General features: G+C 50.1%; 25 protein-coding genes and 1 tRNA gene. 2 read left to right on the top strand and 24 right to left on the bottom strand.

Translation table 11 applies throughout. From position 1 onward, the window contains the following. Positions 1-21 precede the first annotated feature (21 nt). The 20 genes from tig to GX659_07735 form a co-directional block, all read right to left on the bottom strand. Complete coding sequence (gene tig, locus GX659_07830) at positions 22-1,350, bottom strand: trigger factor (protein NLD28686.1); 1,329 nt, start codon at positions 1,348-1,350, stop codon at positions 22-24. A 53-nt stretch (positions 1,351-1,403) separates the two neighbouring features. Beyond that, positions 1,404-1,485, bottom strand: a tRNA-Leu gene (locus tag GX659_07825). A gap of 235 nt (positions 1,486-1,720) precedes the next feature. Then, entirely contained in the window at positions 1,721-2,545 is an 825-nt protein-coding gene (locus GX659_07820; protein NLD28685.1) for a hypothetical protein, read from the bottom strand. Positions 2,546-2,996: 451 nt separating this feature from the next. Beyond that, on the bottom strand, positions 2,997-3,563 hold the full coding sequence (locus GX659_07815; protein ID NLD28684.1) for a tetratricopeptide repeat protein: 567 nt from the start codon (positions 3,561-3,563) through the stop codon (positions 2,997-2,999). 56 nt (positions 3,564-3,619) lie between these two features. Next, positions 3,620-4,324 (bottom strand): hypothetical protein, encoded by a 705-nt coding sequence (locus GX659_07810; protein ID NLD28683.1) that lies wholly within the window; start codon positions 4,322-4,324, stop codon positions 3,620-3,622. A 92-nt stretch (positions 4,325-4,416) separates the two neighbouring features. Then, positions 4,417-4,827, bottom strand: a complete 411-nt coding sequence (locus tag GX659_07805) for a hypothetical protein (GenBank protein ID NLD28682.1) — start codon at positions 4,825-4,827, stop codon at positions 4,417-4,419. Positions 4,828-4,843: 16 nt separating this feature from the next. Beyond that, on the bottom strand, positions 4,844-5,272 hold the full coding sequence (locus GX659_07800; GenBank protein ID NLD28681.1) for a hypothetical protein: 429 nt from the start codon (positions 5,270-5,272) through the stop codon (positions 4,844-4,846). Further along, positions 5,269-6,153 carry a type II secretion system F family protein gene (locus GX659_07795; GenBank protein ID NLD28680.1) on the bottom strand — a complete coding sequence of 295 codons (885 nt, stop codon included), beginning with the start codon at positions 6,151-6,153 and terminating at the stop codon, positions 5,269-5,271. Before GX659_07795 ends, GX659_07800 begins: the two co-directional genes overlap by 4 nt. 8 nt (positions 6,154-6,161) lie before the next feature. After that, positions 6,162-6,668, bottom strand: a complete 507-nt coding sequence (locus GX659_07790; protein NLD28679.1) for a hypothetical protein — start codon at positions 6,666-6,668, stop codon at positions 6,162-6,164. Between the two features lie 38 nt (positions 6,669-6,706). Then, a complete protein-coding gene (locus GX659_07785) occupies positions 6,707-7,375 on the bottom strand; it encodes a hypothetical protein (GenBank protein NLD28678.1) in 669 nt (222 codons plus the stop codon). Continuing rightward, on the bottom strand, positions 7,372-9,093 hold the full coding sequence (locus GX659_07780; protein NLD28677.1) for a CpaF family protein: 1,722 nt from the start codon (positions 9,091-9,093) through the stop codon (positions 7,372-7,374). The genes GX659_07785 and GX659_07780 overlap by 4 nt, the downstream gene beginning before the upstream one ends. Beyond that, a complete protein-coding gene (locus GX659_07775; GenBank protein ID NLD28676.1) occupies positions 9,090-10,604 on the bottom strand; it encodes a hypothetical protein in 1,515 nt (504 codons plus the stop codon). Before GX659_07775 ends, GX659_07780 begins: the two co-directional genes overlap by 4 nt. Position 10,605: 1 nt before the next feature. Beyond that, positions 10,606-11,436 (bottom strand): Flp pilus assembly protein CpaB, encoded by an 831-nt coding sequence (gene cpaB, locus GX659_07770; protein NLD28675.1) that lies wholly within the window; start codon positions 11,434-11,436, stop codon positions 10,606-10,608. Then, positions 11,414-11,758, bottom strand: a complete 345-nt coding sequence (locus tag GX659_07765; GenBank protein NLD28674.1) for a hypothetical protein — start codon at positions 11,756-11,758, stop codon at positions 11,414-11,416. Before GX659_07765 ends, cpaB begins: the two co-directional genes overlap by 23 nt. After that, the gene (locus GX659_07760; GenBank protein NLD28673.1) at positions 11,755-12,537 is read right to left on the bottom strand and encodes a hypothetical protein; all 783 of its coding nucleotides are present in this window, start codon (positions 12,535-12,537) and stop codon (positions 11,755-11,757) included. The genes GX659_07765 and GX659_07760 overlap by 4 nt, the downstream gene beginning before the upstream one ends. A 32-nt stretch (positions 12,538-12,569) precedes the next feature. After that, positions 12,570-12,899, bottom strand: coding sequence for a hypothetical protein (locus GX659_07755; GenBank protein NLD28672.1), 330 nt, complete (start codon positions 12,897-12,899; stop codon positions 12,570-12,572). Further along, positions 12,896-13,078 carry a hypothetical protein gene (locus GX659_07750; GenBank protein ID NLD28671.1) on the bottom strand — a complete coding sequence of 61 codons (183 nt, stop codon included), beginning with the start codon at positions 13,076-13,078 and terminating at the stop codon, positions 12,896-12,898. Before GX659_07750 ends, GX659_07755 begins: the two co-directional genes overlap by 4 nt. A gap of 132 nt (positions 13,079-13,210) precedes the next feature. Further along, positions 13,211-15,664 (bottom strand): FAD-dependent oxidoreductase, encoded by a 2,454-nt coding sequence (locus tag GX659_07745; GenBank protein ID NLD28670.1) that lies wholly within the window; start codon positions 15,662-15,664, stop codon positions 13,211-13,213. Between the two features lie 155 nt (positions 15,665-15,819). Next, positions 15,820-17,079 (bottom strand): GTP-binding protein, encoded by a 1,260-nt coding sequence (locus GX659_07740; protein NLD28669.1) that lies wholly within the window; start codon positions 17,077-17,079, stop codon positions 15,820-15,822. Then, complete coding sequence (locus GX659_07735) at positions 17,076-17,555, bottom strand: DNA-binding protein (GenBank protein ID NLD28668.1); 480 nt, start codon at positions 17,553-17,555, stop codon at positions 17,076-17,078. Before GX659_07735 ends, GX659_07740 begins: the two co-directional genes overlap by 4 nt. Positions 17,556-17,739: 184 nt before the next feature. Here GX659_07735 and GX659_07730 point away from each other — a divergent pair, with 184 nt between their 5' ends. Beyond that, a complete protein-coding gene (locus GX659_07730; GenBank protein ID NLD28667.1) occupies positions 17,740-18,078 on the top strand; it encodes a hypothetical protein in 339 nt (112 codons plus the stop codon). A gap of 68 nt (positions 18,079-18,146) precedes the next feature. Here the strand turns inward: GX659_07730 and GX659_07725 are convergent, their stop codons facing one another. From GX659_07725 to GX659_07710, 4 genes are all read right to left on the bottom strand, one after another. Continuing rightward, entirely contained in the window at positions 18,147-19,769 is a 1,623-nt protein-coding gene (locus tag GX659_07725) for a sodium/solute symporter (protein NLD28666.1), read from the bottom strand. A gap of 50 nt (positions 19,770-19,819) precedes the next feature. Continuing rightward, positions 19,820-20,353 (bottom strand): LemA family protein, encoded by a 534-nt coding sequence (locus GX659_07720; protein ID NLD28665.1) that lies wholly within the window; start codon positions 20,351-20,353, stop codon positions 19,820-19,822. A gap of 82 nt (positions 20,354-20,435) precedes the next feature. After that, positions 20,436-21,509, bottom strand: coding sequence for a 3-phosphoserine/phosphohydroxythreonine transaminase (gene serC, locus GX659_07715; GenBank protein ID NLD28664.1), 1,074 nt, complete (start codon positions 21,507-21,509; stop codon positions 20,436-20,438). A gap of 4 nt (positions 21,510-21,513) precedes the next feature. Continuing rightward, entirely contained in the window at positions 21,514-21,852 is a 339-nt protein-coding gene (locus GX659_07710; GenBank protein NLD28663.1) for a hypothetical protein, read from the bottom strand. Between the two features lie 129 nt (positions 21,853-21,981). Here GX659_07710 and GX659_07705 point away from each other — a divergent pair, with 129 nt between their 5' ends. Next, the gene (locus GX659_07705) at positions 21,982-22,602 is read left to right on the top strand and encodes an energy transducer TonB (protein NLD28662.1); all 621 of its coding nucleotides are present in this window, start codon (positions 21,982-21,984) and stop codon (positions 22,600-22,602) included. Positions 22,603-22,775 lie beyond the last annotated feature (173 nt).

Raw genomic sequence — 22,775 nt, 5'->3', positions numbered from 1 at the left:
ACCGAGGATGACAACCGAATTTTATTTTTTCTCCTTCTTTTCCTTCTTCTCGGATTTTCCCTGCTTCACATACTTGATCTTGGATTTGGAGATGATCAACTCCAAGGTCTTTTCGAATATCAACTGTGCCTTGAGCGACTCCATCTGGTTACTTTTCTCGATATATTCCTTGATCTGTTCAGGAGTCTGACGCGACTGTTGCGCTATCTGCGAAACTCGCTCCTCGACATCGTCATCGGACACCTGGACGTTCTCCTTACTTGATACCGCATTGACGAGCAGGAAACCGCGGGCGCGGCTCGTAGCCTCTTCGACGTTGGCCTCTACAAACTGCCTGGGGTCGAGTTTCACCTCTTCGAATTTCTTGCCCTGAGATTCGTACTGACGCTTTATCTGTTCGAGCATGTTTTTCAGTTCGGAGTCGACGAGCGGCGTCGGAACCTCGATATCCTTGTGTTTTTCTACCAGCTTTCTAACTGCCTGAGCCATCAGGTCGTTTTTAATCATCACCTCTTTATATTCGAGTATCCGCTTCTTGAGGTCGGCCTTCACCTCTTTCAGATCCTTGAATTTTCCGATCTCCTTGGCAAAATCGTCGTTGATTTCAGGCACTATCTTCCTTCGCACCTCCTTCATCTTAACGTTGAAGAAGCCCTTCTTCCCGGCCACCTCAACACGAAAGTAATTCTTCGGATAGTGGAACTCTATGTCGCGCTCTTCGCCAGCCTTCATTCCGGCGATCTGCGTTTCAAATTCCTTGAGAAGATTGCCGGTCCCGAAATCGACGACATAATTTTCAGCCGCATCGCCTGGAAATGCATTGCCGTCGGCTGTACCTTTGAAATCGATGAGACCGACAAACCCGTGTCCTATCCCAACATCTGGTGCAGGTTCGAGCTGAGTCATCTGATGCTGAAGCCTCTTCAGTTCGGATTCAACCTCCTCGTCAGTAGCCTCAGCCTTCACACGTTCAAGGGAGAGGGAATCGTACCCCTTGGGATCGACCTCCGGATATATTTCGAAGGTCGCTTTGTATTTAAAAGGGCTGCCCGACTTAAACTCGCTCTCCGGCAGTATGTCGGGAGGGGTTATTGGACTAGCACCGGACTCGTCTATAGCGTTCGGGTAGCTCGCTTTGACCGCCTCGCGCATAGCATCAGAGAGAAGCTCATCGCTGAACCTCTGACGTATCATACTGTCCGGAACCTTCCCCTTGCGAAAACCCGGAAGCTTTAACTTCGCCTTCATCTTTTTCATAGCAGCGGCGATAGCCTTATCGACCCCTTCTGCGCTGACCTCGACCTCTATCGACTGACGTATGGAATCAACCTGCGTAATCTGTGTGGGCATCTTTCTCTCCAAATCTTCGATCTCACCGCGATCGTCGGTTTACTTAAAAGCTGTGCGAGGAGGGGGATTTGAACCCCCATGGATCGCTCCACTAGATCCTAAGTCTAGCGCGTCTGCCAATTCCGCCATCCTCGCTAACTTTAGGACGTTATCTGCTCTATAAAGTAAAAAACGTCCAAAAACCTGCTGAAACGTAGCGATTTTTTTATTTAAAGGCAAGTTAAAGGGATTTTTTTCTGTTTTTTTGGTAGTTGATATGCATTTTGTGAAGAATTCTGTGGATATACAGCGTGGATAGGAAATTCATATATCATAAAATCATTAATAATATCACCTAGATATGCCCGACCAAGCAGAAAGACCGCTCAAGCTACATGAAGCCGCGGAGAAGGTCGTGAAAATCCTGAAATTTATCCGAAGCCCACTCCCAGTGAGACCAGCGCTCTATAAGATCCAGATCTACCTTGTTTTTGCGGGCGACGATCAGGGCTTCATCAAGTCCGTCCTTGTTTCCAAACCGGTAATAGTACGCAAGCCTATGCCTTACACAGTCGGTCGGCGAAAGCAGGCTCAGATCACCAGAGGAGGTCTTGATCACAGGAATATCGCCAACCATCTCGTCGCCAACACATACTGGAGGGGGAAGGAAGCTGACCTCTATCCCCAATTTCTCTGACCCATATGTGCGATGGACAAGGTGCTTGAAACCGAGCTCCTTCATCGCGGCCTCGATTTTTTTCGAGATGTATTCGCTGATCACAAACTCAAGCCCCCTGAGATGAATTCCGGAAGCGCCGTAAACTGCCGCACACCCCTGCCCCGTCAAAACGGGATCAAATCCAAGAGCCTTGATATAAGATGATATTGCAGCCGCAAGCTCCCTTATTCCCTTGCCTTCTAACGATGGAGGTTTAACCGGAAGGGGCTTGGATTTCCTGACTCCGTCAGAGGGTTTCTTGGTCGCACCCTTCACAGAGGCTTTCTTTTTAGCCTTGATCGTCTTGGAGTTTTTTACACCGGCTTTGGTCTTGGTTTTAGTCCTGCTCTTAGGCTTAAGCTTGACCTTAGACTTAGACTTAGACTTAGACTTAGTCTTAGACTTAGTCTTAGACTTAGACTTAGTCTTAGTCTTAGACTTAGTCTTAGTCTTAGCATTAACCCGTGATTTACCTTTGGCCGCTCTTTTACTCTTCATGCGGCGGATACTCGCACATTAAATAATAATTTTCAATCATTCGGAAGAACGACAGTCGGATAAGTTTAGTGGCACACGCATTGTCTAGTATAGTAACCTCTGAAAAATCAGCAAATTCAGGGCACCTCTAAAAGCTATGCGCTTGTCATCCCCGCAACGACCGTGACTTGTGACTCGTGACTTGTGACTGGTGAACGGTTGGAACCCCGCGGTAGCGGCGGCTTACAGCATGCGGGAATGACGGCGTGATTGTCATCCCCGAATGGTTCTATCGGGGATCCAGCAACGACCGTGACTGGAAAAAACAGAAGCTAGAAGCGAGAGGCTTCGCCTGTAGAAATCTCGCTTCTCACTTCTAGATTCTAGCTTCTTGATGTTTTGGTCGATGGTCAATTGTCCATGGTCGAAGTTATTGTTACAGCTAGCTTTTCAGAGGTTCCTAAAGAGTCTCTCATCTGAGTTCCATTCTCGACAGCTTTGAAAGCATCGCTTCTACATCTGCGCTGTGGGGGGCCTTCGATCCCAGACTTATAAGCTCGGAGATGACTTCGTCCTCGCGAATCCCCTTAGCCAAAAGAGATCTCCCCAAAACAAGATAATTCAGGAGATATTTAGAATCCGCAGCGATTCCACGGCGTGAAAACGCTTCCGCGGAAGAGAAATCCCCTTCAGACAGCAAACGGGATGCGGTTTCGTTTAAATACATCGCATCTTCATTGGAGCATCGCGCCGGGCTCGAGATACCTTCGTTGGAAAATCGTCTGAGGAGATCACGACATCTGAAGTAGAATGAAGAGGGCTCGCTCGATCTATTTCCGCATCTGGCGTGAAAACCACCATCAGGAGATGATATATATATCCATCCCTTCTTGAAATTATTTTTGGGCTTCCTATGGCAGTCAACTTCGATCGAAACGCCCTTGTCTTTAAAAATAACGCCGTCGCCAGAACAAAGTTCAAAGTCCATAAAATCTACATCAAGACCTGCTCCGATCTCCGAGGCTGATTCGCCGGACATACATACTTCGGCATAGAGGCCAAACGGGCACAACGATACAAGAGCGTAAATTAAAATCAGTATTCCTTTGAACACCTTTCAATCCTCGACTCTGCATCCCGGCACGATATCGCATCCGGAAACTTCTGGCATAGCACCTTATAGAAAGGAATTTGCTTGGAGCATCCGAAAAATTTTTCCTCTTCCTGAAAGAGGCTCATCTGCTCTGCAAGCTCCGCTTCGACTGCAGAAAAAACTCGCCCCCTCTCCCTTTCGCACAGCTCAGGATGATACCACGCATCGTGAAGCGCCGACAGCATCGCCATAGGGTCCTCCATGCCTGATGCCTCTCGTATTTTTTGTTGAATTTCTGCGGCCAAGGCAAGACACGACTCCCCTACTAACCCGCTCACGAAACCCTTTGCGCGCAAAACGCTCTTTAGAATGGGAGGCTCCGCGGCAAACTTTTTGAGATCGGAAAGGGAAGTTTCGATCTCCCGAAGAGACTTTTCATTTTCCCCCGACTCGTAGGAAAGAATTGCATCGACATAGGATGAAACCGCCGAAAGTTTCGCCGAGTTCTTGGCATCTACATCTTTCTGCCGCTCAAATTGCTTTTGAATATACTCCATAAGCTTGACGATGCTCGGGTTTGACCCAAAAAGTTCGAGGGCCTCAAGCACAGAAGCCCTGGCTTGTACGAAATCCCCCTTAGATATGTGCCCTCTGATATCCTTCAGAAACCCCGCGGGGATTTCGCCCGCGGCTGACTCCTCATCCACGATAGCGATTCCCTCCCCTACTCTTCCCGCCCCTGAGCACGAAATAGCCGAAGCTATAAAAATAAAAAAAACGGAGCTCAAAATAAGAGACCTCACTCCGGCACCTCCATCCTTTCGATTCTCTCCGCGCTTCGCGCCATCAGCGAAGCTTCACCGGGAAACCCCGACGCCTCCAGTGAAATTACCGCCGACTTTAATCCGGCCATTTTTTTATCGACTCTTTTCAAAAGATATTCCTGACAATTACCGCTCTCTGGATCCAAAAAAGCGGAACGCCTGCAAATTGCGGCAGCGGAGATGAAATCACCAAGCTGGACACGGCGAACCGCTTCGAGCTTGAGGAGTCTGGAAATTTCCTGTGATGTTTCAGGCACATTCATATCCTCCAAATCTTTTTTCTGAAGAGCCACGATTTCAGATTTCCTGTCGAACTTAAAGTTTCCGATGAACAGAAAAACGACCCCAACGACAAGGAGAAACCAGACAAAAACTCTTCTGCTCACAGAAGGAGCTCCTTTCTTAAGATTCAAAGACTTCATCGGAACATCTCACCAGCGTTACACGATCGCACAGCAGACGGGCTGAAAAAAACAATTCGCCGCCTTTTCGAGGCGACCTCCAAGAAGCGCTGCCGTTCTCCTTGAGCATGTGGAGAGCGGTCAGATACTCTCTCTTAAACTCCGTAGAAAGCCCCCCTGTCTGGCTGTCCACAGAAGCGAAATGGGAGTTCGCCCTTTCACTGCTAAGGATCACGTTCATTGACTCGCCGATGAGGATGGCGCCCTTCCCATCTGTTGCGACAAAAAGATCAAGAAGCGCCTTTGAAATTTCCAAATCGCTACTGCGTTCATGCAAACTCGATTCCCTGCCTGCGATAGCCGGGAGCACGAAAAGAAAAAAAGCTGCACAAACGGAGAGGACCCAGCCTGTAAAATAGAACAGATTCAAATAACACCTCCCATCACCGCCGCTACTCCTCCGCTGGCAAAACGCACGATCACAGGCCCGAACAATACGATGAAGGTTGCCGGCATTATCAGCATGACTATTGGAATAACCATCATCTGCGACGCAACCATACCGCGCCTTTCAAGTTCCATAAGGCGGGAGCTTCTCATGCTCGCGCCCTGAGAGCGGAGAAATTTGCTGACGCCGACCCCAAGCCTCTCCGCGTTGACCAACAGCGATGCGAAAGATGCAAGTTCTGGAGATGGGCTTTTGGCCGCCATCTCTGACATAACCTCTCTCCTGGATTTACCTGACGCCATCTTCCGCGCAGCTTCCGAAATAAATTCTTTGAGAGGACCCTCTCCAAGCCTTGAAGATATCCTTATCATCGACTGTATGGAATCGCTCCCCGCGCTTATCGATATACTCATAAGATCGAGCAAAAATGGGAGATCCCTTTCTATCGATCGCGCCCTTTCCCTGATCATCGCAGAAATCCATGCATGCCCTAAAAACCTCCCTGCGGCTAATCCGATGACGATGGTTGGAATCCCGAAGGAAAAACAGAGAATCGAACAAAGAGCCCCTGCCACCGGAAATACAAGAGCATGCATAAGCGCGAATGATTTCAAGTCGGTCCGCATGCAAAGGCCTGAAATGACAAAGTCTCTTTCATATTTGTCGTTCTTGAAAAATTTCCAATCCCCCACTAGGGCAGAGGCAAAAGATGCCACCGGAAGTAAAAATTTAAGCAGCGGAGAACGCTCTCGCTCCGCAGCCGCATCCATCCCCAGCATAAACGAGTTTATTCTGCGTATCAGGGGTGGAACCATATTGAATGCCAAAAACCCCGCTATTGCCGATGAGATATATTTTTCCATAAAAATTATTACCCCAAATACGCCCACGCCATATCGAAAATTGATTCATCTGAATCCCGCCGCTTAAACAATCCTTCACAATTATTTTTAAATTTGATCTCAGCCACGCCCGCGGTAGCATTTCCCTTTTTATCAAGCAGGACCTTGCCGCTGCCTGAAAAATTTCTGCACACGAGTTCCTCTGGAGGCGATGAAGCTCCAGTATCGATGAAAGACTCGACGGATAAATTACGACATTCCGCGCATCTGTCATCCAAAGCTCCCAACCTAACGGAAATAGAAAAGAGTTCCCCCTCAACATCGGCCAGCACTATTCCGCCGCTGGATATGGCGGAACATGCAAAAGCCGACGCAAATTCTGGCGCCGTTATTTTCATCTTTCCCTTCATCGAAACACAATCGATCTTCCTTATTATTTTTCTATCAATCACGCGCGCACCTTTCTCATCGAAGGAATATGCGACGAGATACCGACCTTGATGTGCGTAAGCGGAAAAAGGAGTTGATTCGAACATGCACGCCGCCACAAAAATCATAAAAAGACGGGAGATACTCATCGAAGAGCCCTCTTTGAAAGCAGGTGTATCCAGAAAATACCGACCCCCTCGAGGCTCAACGCTATCATGATCAAGAAAATTCCAAGCCTGCTTCGAATCAACGGAGAGACGTATCCGGGAGATACAAAATGCAGCGCCACGACGAGAAACCATGGCATTGCAGCAAGCGTCCACATCTGGAAACGCGCTTGAGCACCGCAGGTCTTGATCTTATCTGAAAGGCGTTTTCTCTCAGCCGATATCGCCATGACGATATCCAGAGCCGCAATCATATCGCCACCGCATCTGCGAAGCGCCGAAATCGATTGCGCGAATAAAATCGCCTCCTCGCAAGCGACCCTTTGAGCCATTTTATCCGCTGCGCGCTCTATCGAGACGCCGCTCTCGACATCGGAAGTTAAGGCGGCCAGCTCTTCTCCGAGAGGGGCCGAAATTTCATCGGAAGCCGATTTTATCGACTGTTGCAGCGAGATCCCTGCGCGTAGCGAATTGGCCACTACAGCCAGCGCTGTAGAAATCTGGTCTCTGCACTTCTTCATCCTCCTTGAAAAAAAGAACGCACCGATACGCCTCCTGAGTTCATCTAAAATCGATTTTAATGAGAGATTCGAAAATAATACAAAGACAGATCCAAAGAGAAGCACGGCTACTATGAATCCGGTCATAAAAATTCTCCCGCAGTATCGCCTGAGTCAAAAAAAGATGCGCGCATACCTGTGGAAAAGAGGAGATCACCCTTCTTTCTGTATTCGTACAAACTCTGCATGCCTATAACGCCAGAATCTATTCCTGTTATTTCTGAAATACTCACAACTCTCCTCCTTCCGTCGGCAAATCTGACTACCTGAACGACGAAATCTATCGCCCTGGCTATCTGCTCCCTTATTGCCAATATCGGAATTTCCACCTTCGCCATAAGGACCATGGTCTCAAGCCTGGAGAGCGCATCCTTCGGAGAATTTGCGTGGATCGTCGCAAGAGAACCTTCGTGGCCGGTGTTCATCGCCTGCAGCATGTCGACCGCCTCCGCTCCGCGGCATTCACCTATTATTATCCTGTCCGGCCGCATTCGCAGCGCGTTTTTCAGAAGGTCCCTGATGGATATCTCTCCGCGTCCCTCTATGTTAGGCGGACGCGATTCAAACCTGACCACATGATCCGTCTTTAGTGAAAGCTCAGCGGCATCTTCTATTGTGATAATGCGTTCGGATGAAGGTATGGCAGAGCCGAGTATGCCCAGCAGCGTAGTTTTACCAGAGCCGGTTCCCCCGGATATGAGGATACTGCCTCGGCTGGCCACGCATTTCATGAGAAATTCCATAGCATCCGCGGAAATCGTACCGCCCTCCACTATGTCTTTCGCTGAAGCGACATCTCGTCTGAACTTTCTGATGGTCATGACCGGACCATCTATCGATATGGGTGGAATCGCCGCATTTATTCTGGATCCATCCGATAGGCGGGCGTCCGCCATGGGATGAAGCTCGTCTATCCTTCTGTTTGAATACGATATAAGCCTCTCGATGGAAGAGAGAAGGGCCTCAGAGCTTTCAAATGAACAATTTTCCTTCGATATTATTCCTGATTTTTCGACATATATCCGATCATATCCGTTCACCATTATCTCGGTGACATCTTCGTCGCCGAGAAGGTCTGATATTGCCTGACATCCCAAGAGATCCGTGGCGCAAAGTTCGGAATTTATAACCGCGGCTGGTGACGATGGCCGTGGCAAAGATGGAGGTTTTTGAGAACTTTCATAACCAAGGACTTCGCCTACACGCACGCATGATTCGTAAAGAGCTGAATGGTCGAATAGCCTCCGCGCCACAATCGAAGGATCGTCAAAAGATCCTATGAAAGCCAATTCCGACCTTCTCGCGATCACGACCGATGAATGAAGGTCGTGGCTTCGCATGGCAAAACCGACCGGCACGAAGGGTGAAGATGAGCCGATTTCTTTAGCCGCATTCCTACACATCCGGGAGACTTCGGCCCTTTCACAGGCCCCGAGAAAATAAACAAGAGGGATGGGAATATTTCCTGGCATTTTACCGCTCCATGGATATCGTCTATCCAAAATCATTAGATCGTAGGCTTCGCCGATGGCGAAAAAAACCGATTCCGAAATTTCATTTTCACCAACGACCAGAGCCTGGCCGCATACTCCCTTAGCCCTCACATAATTTTTGAACGAATTGGAATCGAACTCATCGAACAGACGATTATATTCCTCATAGGACGCCAGCCCATGCTTCAAACCACATTCAGAAATAAGGACTATGTAGCCGATCTTCTCCGCCCGCATGCCGGAATCGACAGATGAAATCGAATCCGCAAGATCCCTGCCCTCTTCGATCCCTGAAACCGCCACGATCCTCACCTATGCCCCCTTGCCCTGCGCGCACCCCGCTGTTTATGATTCCTTTTTTTTGCTGAGGCAGATTTCTCCGGGATACCTCTTTTACCTTCTGCGTCGGAATTTATTTTTTCTTCTAGTGAAAGAAATTCAGCAAGCTTAACGGCGCCGGGAGACGGAACTCTGACCTTTTTGGGCGTGATGAACACAACGAACTCAGAGCGATTGGATTGAAAATCGCTCGAAAGAAACAATGTAAACAGAGCCGAGCTTGTGTCTATTCCGCGAGGCACTCGATTTTTCATCTTAACATCGACATTGCGGATTATATTTCCTATCACCACGCTATATCCCAGCGGACAAAGCGCGGTCGTGGATATGGTATGAGTATCCACCGCGCCCCTGATATCGGGAGAAGGTGAGGAAAGAGTCGTCTTGAGCTTTATGTCTACAGAATCTCCAATGACAACCGGCTCAGCCTTTATTTCTATTCCGACCTTTTTAAAACCGACCTCGTCATCCCTATAGAAAGGAATTTCGGAGCCGCTGAATATTTCTCCCGCATCGCCGCTTTTTATAACCACCGATGAATTTTCGAGAACCCTTCCCTCGCCGCGCTCGCGTATGCTCTTGAGTTTCGGTATAAACTGAAAGACAAAACCCAAAACCGACCTTCCCAGATCACCTATCGAGGAAAGAATTCCATCCCCGCCAAACGAACCGTTGCCAGAGCCACCACTTGGTACGGCGCCCGGAGCCCAGCTAAGCCCAAGTTCGCGCAGGGCCCCCTTCTTAACCTCCATCATGTGAAATTCCAGCTCGACCAACTCGCCATCGCCGATCCTGCGCCCGACATCCCTCACCTCCAGGAGATCCACAATTTCATCGGAGTAAAGGGATGCTATCTCAAGGGCCTTCTTTCGATCCGCTTCGCCATAGATAACCCCCTCGAGAAGTATCTTGTCCCTCATCGGGCGCGCCCTAACTCCATGGATCCCTATGCTCTCCTCGATCAGCTGAGCCCTCCTGCCTATCAATTTTTCAGACAACCGCGTGGAATTTTTTACGTTCGAATCGCGTGATGAAAACGACTCTATTTCTCTAAACTCACGAGGATCAGCCACCTCTCCCTCTATCTCAACCCTGCCATTTCTGATCTCAATCCTGACTCCATCAAGGGAGCCGAATCTCTCGGTAGCGGCATCCAGGATATCTTTCAGAGTACTTACAACGACTCTGATCCTGAACTCGTCGCGTTTCTCACCTGACGAATCCCAAACAGTCAAAGAGGTCTCACCTCGATCCTTCGCCGAGAGATATAGGTTTTTTCTATCGGTTGAGACCTGGAAGTCGCAGCATCTGTTGTCGGCTATCGCTACGTCGCCGACCTCATATTCAAGATTCATGGTCCTGGATTGTCCCCTGACGAGGGTCATGATCTCCGGCAGATCGGAAGCATCGGAAACTCCAGCTTCCGATGATAACCCGAAACCGATGAGGAACAACGTAATAAAAATTTTAAACCGCCTATGCATCTCATCTCCCACGAAATTCCTTAAACCGGACTCCCCTCTCATTCAATTCATGAAACTTTCCTGCGATTGACTCTATGGTGGCCGGGGAGCTTTCGAAATCCTCCGAATCGCCCATAGGCCGAAGGGAAAAAGAAAGTTCTCCAAAGTGGGAGGCAAAATAGATTTTGCTGTCATCCCCCGGGGCAACCGCTATCGAGATCGATTTCGTTCCCCTTTCTGAAGTGATGCCATTAATCCCACCGAACATCCCTGCCTCCTTTTGTTTCGGACGTGGCGAAACCGAATGATCATTTCTATCCCCGGCCGCAACAACCAATGCGCCCTCGACGAGATGGAACGAGGCTCCCTTTGCAGATCCGTTTTCCTTGAGATCGAAAGTAGCGATAAGATCGACGCGATCCCCTCTTGAAATATACATCTGGCCGTAGGACTCCGGCAGCGGGAGTGTGACCAAGCGCATTCCGTCCGGAATTATCGATGAGAGAGGAATCTCCCCTTCAGGCAGCAGAAAGGTCTGCGATATCTGAGACCCTTCGGGTATTGTCACCGCCGCGACCCTTCCCACAGCTTCAACAATATTGAAAATTGGACGCGGGGTGAGAAATTTTCTGGGAACTGAAGCGCGGGTTATCGCAGAGATCGATATCATATCCCCCGCCTTGATATCCTCCGAAGCCGTTATAACTTCGACAGGTTCGGCAAAACCCAGCAGCTCGCGCTCCTTTCGTTCGATATGTCCCATCGCCAAAAAAGCTGCGACCAGGGCCGCTATAGCGGGAACAGCAATCCCTTTATTTTTTCTGAGAAACTCAATCATCGCAGATATCTTCATAATAGAGGAGAACCCCCTGACCCGTGAATGTTTGAAGAACTGAGTCACCGACTCCTGTCGGTATGCGCAAATTCCGCGAATTATAGCGGTCCGCCCCTGAACGTTCGATGCACGGCCTATTCATCCCATTGAGCGCATTGGCGATCTCCCACTTCTGCGCGGCGAGCGAGCTTTCGAGATTCGCATCCGAGATATTTTTCATGGCTGCATGAAAGATACCGGCGAACTGCATGACAATGACTATGAAGAGCGCGGCGAGCGGAGCCGCCACCGCTATCTCCAGAGCCGCAAAGCCCTCCTCACCAAAAGAAAACCTCATCATCCCCCTCCCTTAAGCAGCTCAAAAGGAATCATCGCCGCCCTATACAGCCAGTCGGGTAGAATTTCATTGGACATAGACTGGCGATCTTCATGGTGGGAAATAGCGTAATTAACTATCGATCCGCCGTAGGCCTTGGCAGCGGAGGTCGCCGTCACAGAAAAAACTCCGCCGTAAGAAGTGGACAAAGACAAAGGCGCGACAGGCTGCGCCGCGACGACCGCAACCCATCCATCGAAACGCCGTTCTTTGAGCAGATGCGAAAGGGCATCGAAATAGCCGTGCCCGACCCCCTCCGGATCGGCAAAATTACCCCCCTCCACAAAATCGTATGAAAGCCGACTCCACTGAAAATCCGGATCGAGTCGGTCTGATATGGCAAAATCGGCTTTTACTATGACTTCCAACTCAGATGCAGGGGCGTTTGACATGGCTACCGCAAGGGCGTACGAGCGGGCGAGCTCGGGAGCTCGAGTCAAAATTCTGCCGACCTTTTGAAACTCGAGCCCGATCTCGCTTTGATACCTCTCTATCCTTTCTCTTGCGGCGGACTCGCTCTGCTGCATGTCGCCGATAAAATCCTTTCTTATGGACTTAAAAGCCGAATGGATCGCTCTGTTGGAAGATGCGATTTCGTTCAGGGATTTTGCGAGCGTCATCGCACCGATATAGGCACCGCGGTCGGCGGCGATCTGCAAACGCATCTTCGCGATCGATACCTGTCCGATCAGGACCACGGCGGAAAGCGCCGCCATGAAAGCAGGAACCAGCATCATCGTCATAATGAACGAAAAGCCGCGGCAATTTCCAAATCTCATAGCGCACACAGGCGATATCCTCCGGAAGATCTGCAGTAAGGCGAGGGGGTATCTCCTCCCCTTAGAATTTCATTTGAAAGATCAGGGGGAAGCGCTTGCAAAGAAGGCAGGATTTTCTTGGACTCCACCCGGGGGAGACAAAACCCCTCACAGAACATCGAGCGCCCTCTTGAAATGTAAAAGGAGCGCATCGAATCGGTCATCCCACCTATTGAAGCCGAGACTATCATCGCAAAGCCGAAGATAAGCGCGGCTACAAATGGAATCGCGAGAATCATCTCCACCGACGCGAATCCTGCACCACATTTCAGATATCCTCTTCTCATTGCGGATTTGACATCTGTTGGTTGGTGGTGAGCCATCCAGCGACGTTGTGCGCAAGCCCCGCCACCGCGCTGTTGAACACGGGGATGAAGTGGCTCGCGGCGGATACGAGCCCCAGGACAACGACCGCTATGACCAGCATATACTCCGTCGCCGCCTGCCCCCTGCTATTACGAATCATTTTAAAGAGGTTTGTTTTCATGAATGAGATGAATTGCACTTCGCATGCCAGAAAATTTCTCAGACTTTACTGGGAGTTAAAAAAAAGCGCCTGCCCGATATACGGACAGGCGCACGATTTTAAGACAGGTATCTATATGAACAGCGTTGCATTTGAACGGTCGGCATCCGCCACGAATGTGGCAACCCCGCCCACTTCAACGTCGTCGATCAGCTCATCTCGCGATATCCCCATTACATCCATCGACATCTGGCAGGCTACAAACCTGATTCCTGCGGAACGCGCGGTGGATATCATATCGGTCAGGGAATCAACCTTTTTGGATTTCATCACGTATTTCATGAGGCGCGTGCCGACTCCGCCCATGTTGAGCTTTGAGAGCTTCAGCGAAGATGCACCTTTGGGCATCATCATGCCAAACATGCGGGATAGAAAATCCTTATTCACTGCCGGAGGGTTCGGCCTCTTGATGGCATTTAGTCCCCAGAAGGTAAAAAACATATTCACCCTCTGCCCCATGCTGGCAGCACCGGTGGCGATTACGAATGCCGCCATAACTTTGTCCATGTCGCCGGAAAATACCACGATACTCTTCTCGTTACCTGTGGACCTAGCCGAACTCACCTCATCATATGAACGCTTACGTATCTTCGCAACGATGACACCGTCATCGGAAGAGACCGAAAGCAGTTCATTTCCGGTGTTCTCACACCAGGACTTGATGTCCTGAGCAAATCCGAGATCGGTAGCCCTGACCTCCAAAATCTCACCATCTGAGATGCGCGAAACCTCTTCAAAAGTGCGCTTTATCGGCCCGGGACATGAAAGACCGCAGGCATCAAGCAAGTGCGTGGAAGCCAATTTATCTGGCACAGGTTGAAGCATATCGTCGCTCCCGATATTTTCCGCAGGCGCGGTTATGTTTCTGGAATCTCTGTCAGTCGCCTGCGTGTAGGTTTTGTATCCGCCGGAAAGGTTTCTCACGTCGAAAGCGTGCTGGCGCAGCATCCTCTCGGCCAAATATCCGCGCAACCCGACCTGGCAAAAGGACAGGATCTTCTTTCCGGACTTTAGTTCTGAAATTCTGGACCGAAGCTCATCGACTGGAATATTTATGGCACCCGGTATGGTGCCGAGCGAAAATTCCTCGGAGGTCCTCACGTCGAGCATGACCCATGAAGGATCGGATTTCACCCCGTCCACGTCGTTCCAGTGCATAATCTTTGTATCGCCTGAAATCACGTTTGAAGCGACATACCCGGCTATGTTGATGACATCCTTTGCCGCACCAAAGGGAGGTGCATAGGCGAGATCAAGCCTCGTAAGATCTGCGACCGTTCCCTTCATCCTGATGACGGATGCCACGACGTCAAGGCGGCGATCTATCCCCTTCGTCCCTGAAAACTGCGCACCCAACAATCTGCCATCTTTTGGATTAAAGATCAGCTTCACCGATATAGGGGTAGCCCCCGGATAATAGCCAACATGGTTCGGTGTGTGCGTGTACACCTTTTCAAAGGGAATCGAGTTTTGTTTCAAATACCCTTCTGTGCACCCCGCCGATCCAACGACCAGATCAAATATCTTTAGTATGGATGTCCCAACCGGACCATCATAATAATCTTCGATCCCGTTTATGACGTTGGCTGCTATTCTCGCCTGTGCATTGGCCGGACCGGCGAGCGCTATCCCCCACCTTCCGCCAGTTATCGGGTTGTCGGAGATAACAGCGTCCCCCACCGCAAAAATATCCGGATCGTTCGTGCGCATCGCACTATCAACCTTGATAGCACCGTTTTTCTCGAGGTCTATTCCGGCCTTGGCCACAAATGCCGTGTCGGGGCGAACGCCGATCGCCAGAATCGCCATCTCGGCCTCGAGGGACTCTCCGTTTTCCAATTCGACCACGAGAGCATCTCCACTTTTGAATCCGGAAATGCCCGCGCCAAGGATGAAATTAACACCCTTGAATTTCATATGCTGCGTGATGACGTTCGCAAACTCGGGATCGAGATTAGGCATAACCTGAGGAAGCTTTTCGACCACCGTGACATGCACACCGCGTTCGTGAAGATTCTCCGCCATCTCGAGGCCGATGAATCCACCTCCGATGACTATAGCGCGGCGGGGGAGTTTCTCATCTACGAAGGATTTTATCCTGCGTGCATCAGGCACAGTTCTTAAAGTGAAGATGCGCTCGTCATCGATGCCTGGCATCGGGGGCCTTATCGGGCTCGCTCCAGGCGAAAGTATCAGCTTGTCGTATCTCTCCCTGTAAATTTTTCCTGAAGAGAGATCCTTCACCTCTATCTCGTGATTTTCGCGATCTATCGCCACAACCTCGGAGAGAATTCTAACATCTATGTTAAAGCGGGCTCTCAGGCCTTCGGGGGTCTGGACCAGAAGCGAGTCCTCTTTTTTGATAACTTTACCCACGAAATACGGAAGACCGCAGTTTGCAAAGGAAACGTATTCCCCGCGTTCAAAGATGACGATCTCGTCATCCTCAGAGAGCCGCCTGAGCCTCGCGGCGGCAGTCGCCCCGCCGGCGACCCCGCCGACTATTAGAATTCTTTTTTTAACCATACCCCCTCCGATTCAAGCAATGGCAAGTTATAAGCTTGCATATAATACTTAGTCTGAGCGATTTCAAGTCCAAGAAAAACCGGCCGTAAAGATAGGGGCTCACCAAACCCGATCGCGTCGTCGCCAATGTCGTCAATATTTTACGGCCTCTGCCGCTACAGGCTAAAAGGCTTTACGACCCTTAGCATGACATCCTCGCCCTGCATGTACGAAAGAAAGAGGCCGTAGTTGGTGTATGGAACTCCGAGGGCATCGAGATCTCGCATTCTGGCGGCGAGCTTCTGCGAGCTTATCATGCAACCGCCGCAGTGGATTATGAGCGAATATTGCGAAAGTGTGGAATTTTGCTGAAATTCGCGGCCGAAATTATGCTCAACTATGACACCCGGGAAGTTATGCGAAAGATAATTTGGTATCTGCACCGTGCCGATATCCTCCCCAACACGAGAATGATTGCAGGCCTCCACTATCAAAATCTTGTCGCCACTTTTCAGCTTACCTATCGATAGCGCGCCGTTGACGAAGGCCTTGAGGCGCCCGCGGCTCATGTAGTTGATCATCACTATGGAAAATGTCGTGATAAGAATATCTTTAGGAACCCATTTCCCTGCGACATCCATCGCTTGAGAATCGGTGATGACGAGTTCAGGCTTTTTCCCAAGCCCAGCAATTAATTTGTCAAACCTGCCTCGCTCGGCAGCAACGACCTCGGGGTCGTGGCTGCGCGCGGATGCGAGATCCATCCTGTATGAAACCGGAAAAGCCCAGTTGCGGGTAATGAATTCCTCGCACATAGCTTGCGGACGAAGATACCTTCCGCCCGGGGTTTCAACATCCATCGGTATGTTGAGAATGTAAAAACCGTCCCGCACCACGTTTGGCAACAGATCAACCTTGAAATTTTTAGACTCGAAATTCTCTCTGATGAAATCGATGACTGGAATCCTCGAAGCATCGTCCTTCGCATCTATCGCTATGTTCTTGTAGAACATCGAAAGAGGCATGCCAGCGGCAGCCGTACGTACGCTGGCACGGTCACCTTCACTGAATAGGTTATAGAATATGATAACCTGTTTGTCGTGATCGCGCGCAAATTCGAGCAGCTCGTTTTCGGGGGAGAAATCCTGCGTAGCCGGATTTACAACCAACACAACCAGATCGCATTCCTTGAGGTCGGAAAAAACCTTAGCCCTCTTCTTTTCGCCAAGCGCGGCCCTCTCGTCTATACCTGCAGTGTCATACAATTTCACAGGACCCAGGCCATGAATTTCACAGGCGGAAAATTTCGTATCGGCGGTGGTCCCCGGAGTATCGTCGACTATCGAAGTGCACTGCTGCGTAATGAGATTCATCAGCGTGCTTTTGCCGGAATTCATCTTTCCGAAAAAACCTATGTGGTCGCGATCTACGATCATTTTGAAACTTCTCTTTCCGACAAAAAACTATTCTCCGATGTCGCCTTAAAATTCAGCGGCCACAGATTTATAGCGCTGTTGTAGCTTCTATATACCGGCGGAGAAAGCTCCTCTATCACTACCTCTGCAAACGGGTATATCTCGCATCCCTCGGAGAGATGTCCACCCCGCAGGACGCCTTCATCTTCATCCGCTGCGGCTATATGAGCGTGAATCATGACCTCCCCGTCTTTTAGAGTGATGTTGCCGAAGGTCGGAAGGATCTCGAAGCACCTCTCCGCCTCATATTTCAAAACCTTGTGGCCGCCCTTTCCGAGCAACCCGTAAGAAAGTTTCTTCAGCCCTCCTATTACCGAAAAATGCCCAGCCGAAATTTTGTTTTCTTTGGCAAATCGCTCAAGGGAAGATAGGAGATCCTCCCCGGCATCGAACCTCGCCATAAAAACCCTTCCCCTGGAACAGGTCCTGAAATCCATCTCTCCTCCGGTATTTTGAAGCAACCCCTACATCATATCCTCCGGCAATTCAACATGCTATCTTTCTAAGAGGCTCCCCATCCTGCAATACGTGCCTCCGCATGTGGCGTCCCTTTAATATGTTGATCTATTTCCCCGGAAAAGTATATTGCCCCGCACAATTGTTGAATTGAAAGGAGCATTCATGTCAGGAAGCATAGATAAACTAACGGCGAATTGGACGGACGAGAGGGATGGCAAGCAGAAGGTCGAAGAACTCAAGAAAGAAATTCTCACCCGCGGGGCCTGGACTACCATAATGTACCTCATCAGGGAACTCGATTCGAAAACGGGCCAGTTCGGCGCGCCGAAGATCCGCATCCAGAGATATCAGAAAAAAGGCGACAGCTACATGCCTCGCAGTAAATTCACGATAACCAACGCCAAACAGGCCTATCAGATCATGGAGATCATGAAGAGGTGGTACCCGGAAAATCCAGGCACAAGCGATGCAGCGGGCGACTCCGATTCCGACCTGGAATAACGATCCCGCGTCGATTTTAAAAGGGCTGCTCCTTTCGGGGCAGCCCTTTTCTATCTCAGCAAATTTATCTAGAAGAATTTCCACCAGAGCATCAGCAGGATTAGCACCAGCACAACCGACATCAGGATATTGATCTTTCTCCACCACGGCCGCTCGGCGAGCACAGGCAGGGCCATCACATCGACTCCGCTCACCGCCTCGCCGGAGAGACTCCAGGTAAGTCCGGCGATCTTTTCGCGCGCAGGCGGATCCGTCATGAGACTGACGAACACGAAAATCGCGCTGCAGACGACAAAGATAAAAACCGCAATATGCAGAAAGTTCGCACTGGCATAGTAGGACAACAATCCCCCATCGATCCTCCCCGCCTTGAATGCCAGCTCAGAGCCGAAGCGCACAGCTCCCAGGATAAATCCGACAAAGAGCGCTGCGATGGCCCCCTTGCCGTTGGCTCTCTTCCAAAAGAGGCCGAGCAGAAAACAGACTGCTATAGGCGGCGATATATAGGCCTGCACGCTCTGCAGGTATATGTAGATCTGCGAGCTGAGGTATTTTATGAACGGTATCCACAGAAGGCCGATTACGACGAGAAGGGCGGTGGCGATCCTGCCCACAAGGACGAGCTCCCTCTCCGATGCGTACTTTCTGAAAGGTTTGTAGAGATCCATCGTAAAAAGCGTCGAGGTGGAATTAAAGCACGCCGCAAGCGACGACATCAACGCGGCTAGAAGACCGGCTATAACCAGCCCCTTCATCCCTACAGGTAGAAGTCCAGTGACTAGATTTGGATAGGCCATATCTCCACGGATCTCCGGCCATAGCGCAGCGGCTATGAGCCCGGGGAGCACGAGTATGAAGACGGGAAGTATCTTCAGAAAGCCGGCGAAGATCGTTCCGCTCCTAGCATCGTCGAGCCCCTTCGCCGAGAGAACGCGCTGAACAATGTACTGATCGGTACACCAGTACCATATCCCGAGTATAGGTGCTCCAAAGATTATGCCGGTCCACGGAAAATCCGGATGGTCCCAGGGCTTGAACATGTGAAAGTAGTCGGGCGGAAGCTTTGCGTAAAGCCCCTCGAATCCCCCTACCTGATTGAGCCCTATTATTGTCAGAACCAGCGCGCCTCCGATCAGGACGAAGGTCTGAAAGAGTTCAGTATAGATGACCGCTTTCAAGCCGCCGGCTATTGTGTAAGCGCCGGTAGCCACCACCATTATGATGGCGCCGGTCATCGGTTCAACGCCGAGAACGTGTTTCAGAAGAAGGCTTCCGGCGTAGAGCGTCACGGATATCTTCGTCAGAACATATCCTACTATCGAGATAATGGTTAGGTAACGCCTGGCGGTCTTATTGAATCTCTTTTCCAAAAACTCCGGCATCGTGAAAACGCCGGACTTGAGATAAAAGGGAACAAAAATCCAGCCCAAAATGAGCACGATGATGCATGCCAGCCATTCAAAGTGACCGACGGCAAGCCCTGATGCAGCGCCTGTCCCCGCTAAACCTATGAAGTGTTCGGAGGAAATGTTGGTCGCAAACAGGGAAGCGCCAATCGCTATCCAACCGATATGCCTGCTGGCAAGAAAGTAATCGGTTGATGTGCTCTCCCTCTTGGTAAAATAAAATCCTACCCCCATCACCACCACAAAGTAAGCGGCCAATATCAGTACATCAATCATCGATAGCATATGACCTCCATGTCCCTAAAAGGTTGAAGAGATCCCAAAATAAAATACGGTCAGTTTTCTTTTCTGAAGTAGTCTGCTCTCGAACCAGAACCTAGGAGCATCCCGACGATGTTATTCGGAAACTGCCTGACGTAGCTGTTGAAGTTGTCGACCGAATTGTTGTACCCCTCCACCAACCTGTCTATATCCTCTGACGTCGTCTGAAAGATCTGTTTCAAATTCTGAAACTGATAATGTGACGCTATCCCCGGATAGCGCCGACTAGCCTCGATGAACAGCACGGAAAGCGCAGCTTCTATCCTATTAGCAGCGGTCACCTGAGAAGAGGTCGAAGAGGATTCATTGAAATCTTTGTAAGCGGTGGCAAGATTGTGGACCACTTCATCCTCCTTGCCATTGTAGAGAATCACCTCGTTTACCAAATCGGGGATCTGCATATATATCGGGGTAATAACATTCACAAGTGGAGTCCACTGCTTTTCAAGCCCTTCATCGAGCGCTGAGAGCTCATTATGCTTCGAGACGCACGTTATCACCAAAGCCACGACCGCAATCGCCAGAACCCAGAAAACGCTCCTTTTCATCCCTCCCCCTTTTGCTACAAATTACGCCTACTTACGCCTACTGTCAAGAATGGCAGAAAGGAAGGCGGCAAATAATCCCGCCTCACGATCGTTTTTCAAATTCCCTCATGAATTCAGCCAGGGCGTGCGCTCCTGAAACGGGCATGGCATTATATAACGAGGCTCTAATTCCACCGCGCGACCTGTGCCCGGAGAGACCAAGGAGGCCTAAGGACTCTGCGCGCTCTATGAAGAGTTTCGTAATTTTGTCATCGGAGAGATCGAATACTACGTTAACCTTTGACCGGCTCCCTTTTTCAGCCGCGCCGGTATAAAAATCCGAACTATCTATCACCTCATATATGAGAGATGATTTTTCGTCATTCGATCTGCCAAGCATCTCAACTCCGCCTGATCGCTTTATCCATCGAAGCATTTCCCTGAAGATAAATATCGAAAAGAGCGGAGGGGTATTAAAAAGGGATCCGTGATTGGCATGAATGCCGTATCTGAGAAAATCCGGAAGAATTCTCGGATTCCTTTCGAGAAGATCATCCCTGATTATCACCACCGCAGCTCCCGCGATACCGCAGTTCTTCTGGAAAGCAGCATAGATCAAGGCAAAGTTTGAAACATCTACATCGCGCGTGAAGAGATCCGACGACATATCTGCGATGAGAGGAGGCTCACCGGCATCGGGAAACTCGTAATACTGAGTGCCATATACCGTATTGTTCGAGGTGATATGAAGATAGCTGGCGGTACCATCTATTTCAATTTCCTCCGGCAGAGGGACCTTCGAAAAAAAGGCATCTTCGGAAGAATACGCTACACGAACGTTTCCAACCTTCTCCGCCTCCTCCATAGCCTTCTTCGACCAAAGCCCGGTGATCGCGTAGTCGGCGCTTCCCTCAAGCAGATTCATAGGAATCATCGCGAACTGCATCCTACCTCCGCCCGGCAAAATCAAAAACCTGTAATTTTTTGGAATACCCAAAAGCTCACGCGATAAAGATTCACATTCCTCGAGTAGATTCTTAAACCTCGTCGACCTGTGATGGATTTCCAATATGCTCTGGCTATCTTTTCTTGAAAGTTCGGCAACAGCAGCATCTAAAACTTCATGCGGCACAACCGACGGACCAGCTCCAAAGTTATATGAAAATCTTTCGCTCATCTCGTCAACCACCCGCGCTGCGACTGTTGAGAAGCATCATCACACCGCAAACCATAAGGGCTGCCGAAGTAAACGGAAAATCGATTCCAGAGAGGTGGCCAAAACCGGCCCCCATGAAAACGACTCCGATTATGAGCCAGAACATGCTGATCGACCCCCCCGCCAAAAATCTCATCACCGCAACGAAGAGCACGATGGTGCCAACTCCTATCGAAGTAACTCCTTTTGGAAATGGCTTGAAGAGAAAATTCACCACGATCCATCCCAAAAATAGCAACCACCCCCCCAGATCGACCCATCTCCTCGCACCTGATTTTAAATCACTCTCTATCCTCATCATCATGGGCTGCAATGCTAACAGAATAAGGTGGCGTGGACAAGGCGGACTTCCCAGCGGACTTCCCAAGCGACTGTGCCATTGGCCTCGATCTCCGTTGACTTAGACAGGAAAACCCGCAATCGTGCCTCTCCGATGGAGAGATTCAAAAAATCGTTATCCATATCCCTGCTCATCCATGTAGCCGCCATACTGGTAGCGCTGGGGCTAAGCCATGAAGTCTATCACGCAAAAAGCGGCGGTTCAGGGGGTTCAGGTGGCTCGATTGTAAGCGTATGGGTGACAGACGTTATATCCGGGAGATCGGCTGGGGAATTCACCAGCCCCTCCGCGACGAAAAGGAAACTGCTTTTGCAGGCATCGCCCCAGAAAAGCGGGATTGAACATTCGCACTCGAAAAGCTCCGGTGAGGATGGAGGAACCGGGGGCGCGATCCATGGCGGCTCCGGAACGTCGGCAGGTAGCGGCTACGGAGGCGGTGAGGCCAGGTCTCAGGACACCCTCTCAAAGGTCTGGCGACGCCTGGATGAAAGAAAGTACTACCCTATGACCGCTAAGAAAAAGGGGATCGAGGGAAAACCCAAAATCTCCTTCGAAATAAATGAAGATGGCAGCATAAAGTGGATAAAGCTGGCGAGTTCATGCGGGGCGAATATTTTAGATGAGGCGGCCATGGAAACAGCAAGGCGGGCGGAGCCCCTTCCCTACTATCCTGCGCCGATAACCGTCACACTCAACTACTCGCTGTCGGAATAGAGAGGAACTTTCCCAAAAACATATTAAAGCGACATGACGTCAACGGAGAATATCCGCTTCGAAAAAAGTCGAGAAGGTCCTCCCCGGCTATGACCATCCTCCCTGACAACATAAGGTCCATCAGCTACGGTTTATCTCAGGATGGTTCAAAAAGGATTGACTGACCCATTTTA

It is taken from the genome of Myxococcales bacterium, assembly GCA_012513515.1.
Classification (GTDB): domain Bacteria; phylum UBA10199; class UBA10199; order 2-02-FULL-44-16; family JAAZCA01; genus JAAZCA01.
This window is presented reverse-complemented; position numbering and strand designations above follow the sequence as displayed.

Bases quoted from the DNA above. Each gene is read 5' to 3' on its own strand.
- GX659_07750 (NLD28671.1), bottom strand. From the start codon at position 13,078: ATGATTCGTAATAGCAGGGGGCAGGCGGCGACGGAGTATATGCTGGTC.
- tig (NLD28686.1), bottom strand. From the start codon at position 1,350: ATGCCCACACAGATTACGCAGGTTGATTCCATACGTCAGTCGATAGAG.
- GX659_07705 (NLD28662.1), top strand. From the start codon at position 21,982: ATGGAGAGATTCAAAAAATCGTTATCCATATCCCTGCTCATCCATGTA.
- GX659_07785 (NLD28678.1), bottom strand. From the start codon at position 7,375: ATGACCGGATTCATAGTAGCCGTGCTTCTCTTTGGATCTGTCTTTGTA.
- GX659_07820 (NLD28685.1), bottom strand. From the start codon at position 2,545: ATGAAGAGTAAAAGAGCGGCCAAAGGTAAATCACGGGTTAATGCTAAG.
- GX659_07710 (NLD28663.1), bottom strand. From the start codon at position 21,852: ATGATGATGAGGATAGAGAGTGATTTAAAATCAGGTGCGAGGAGATGG.
- GX659_07755 (NLD28672.1), bottom strand. From the start codon at position 12,899: ATGAGAAGAGGATATCTGAAATGTGGTGCAGGATTCGCGTCGGTGGAG.
- GX659_07765 (NLD28674.1), bottom strand. From the start codon at position 11,758: ATGATGAGGTTTTCTTTTGGTGAGGAGGGCTTTGCGGCTCTGGAGATA.
- GX659_07740 (NLD28669.1), bottom strand. From the start codon at position 17,079: ATGATCGTAGATCGCGACCACATAGGTTTTTTCGGAAAGATGAATTCC.
- GX659_07720 (NLD28665.1), bottom strand. From the start codon at position 20,353: ATGAAAAGGAGCGTTTTCTGGGTTCTGGCGATTGCGGTCGTGGCTTTG.
- GX659_07730 (NLD28667.1), top strand. From the start codon at position 17,740: ATGTCAGGAAGCATAGATAAACTAACGGCGAATTGGACGGACGAGAGG.
- GX659_07790 (NLD28679.1), bottom strand. From the start codon at position 6,668: ATGTTCGAATCAACTCCTTTTTCCGCTTACGCACATCAAGGTCGGTAT.
- serC (NLD28664.1), bottom strand. From the start codon at position 21,509: ATGAGCGAAAGATTTTCATATAACTTTGGAGCTGGTCCGTCGGTTGTG.
- GX659_07725 (NLD28666.1), bottom strand. From the start codon at position 19,769: ATGCTATCGATGATTGATGTACTGATATTGGCCGCTTACTTTGTGGTG.
- GX659_07775 (NLD28676.1), bottom strand. From the start codon at position 10,604: ATGCATAGGCGGTTTAAAATTTTTATTACGTTGTTCCTCATCGGTTTC.
- GX659_07795 (NLD28680.1), bottom strand. From the start codon at position 6,153: ATGGAAAAATATATCTCATCGGCAATAGCGGGGTTTTTGGCATTCAAT.
- GX659_07815 (NLD28684.1), bottom strand. From the start codon at position 3,563: ATGTCCGGCGAATCAGCCTCGGAGATCGGAGCAGGTCTTGATGTAGAT.
- GX659_07735 (NLD28668.1), bottom strand. From the start codon at position 17,555: ATGGATTTCAGGACCTGTTCCAGGGGAAGGGTTTTTATGGCGAGGTTC.
- GX659_07760 (NLD28673.1), bottom strand. From the start codon at position 12,537: ATGACGATGATGCTGGTTCCTGCTTTCATGGCGGCGCTTTCCGCCGTG.
- cpaB (NLD28675.1), bottom strand. From the start codon at position 11,436: ATGAAGATATCTGCGATGATTGAGTTTCTCAGAAAAAATAAAGGGATT.
- GX659_07745 (NLD28670.1), bottom strand. From the start codon at position 15,664: ATGGTTAAAAAAAGAATTCTAATAGTCGGCGGGGTCGCCGGCGGGGCG.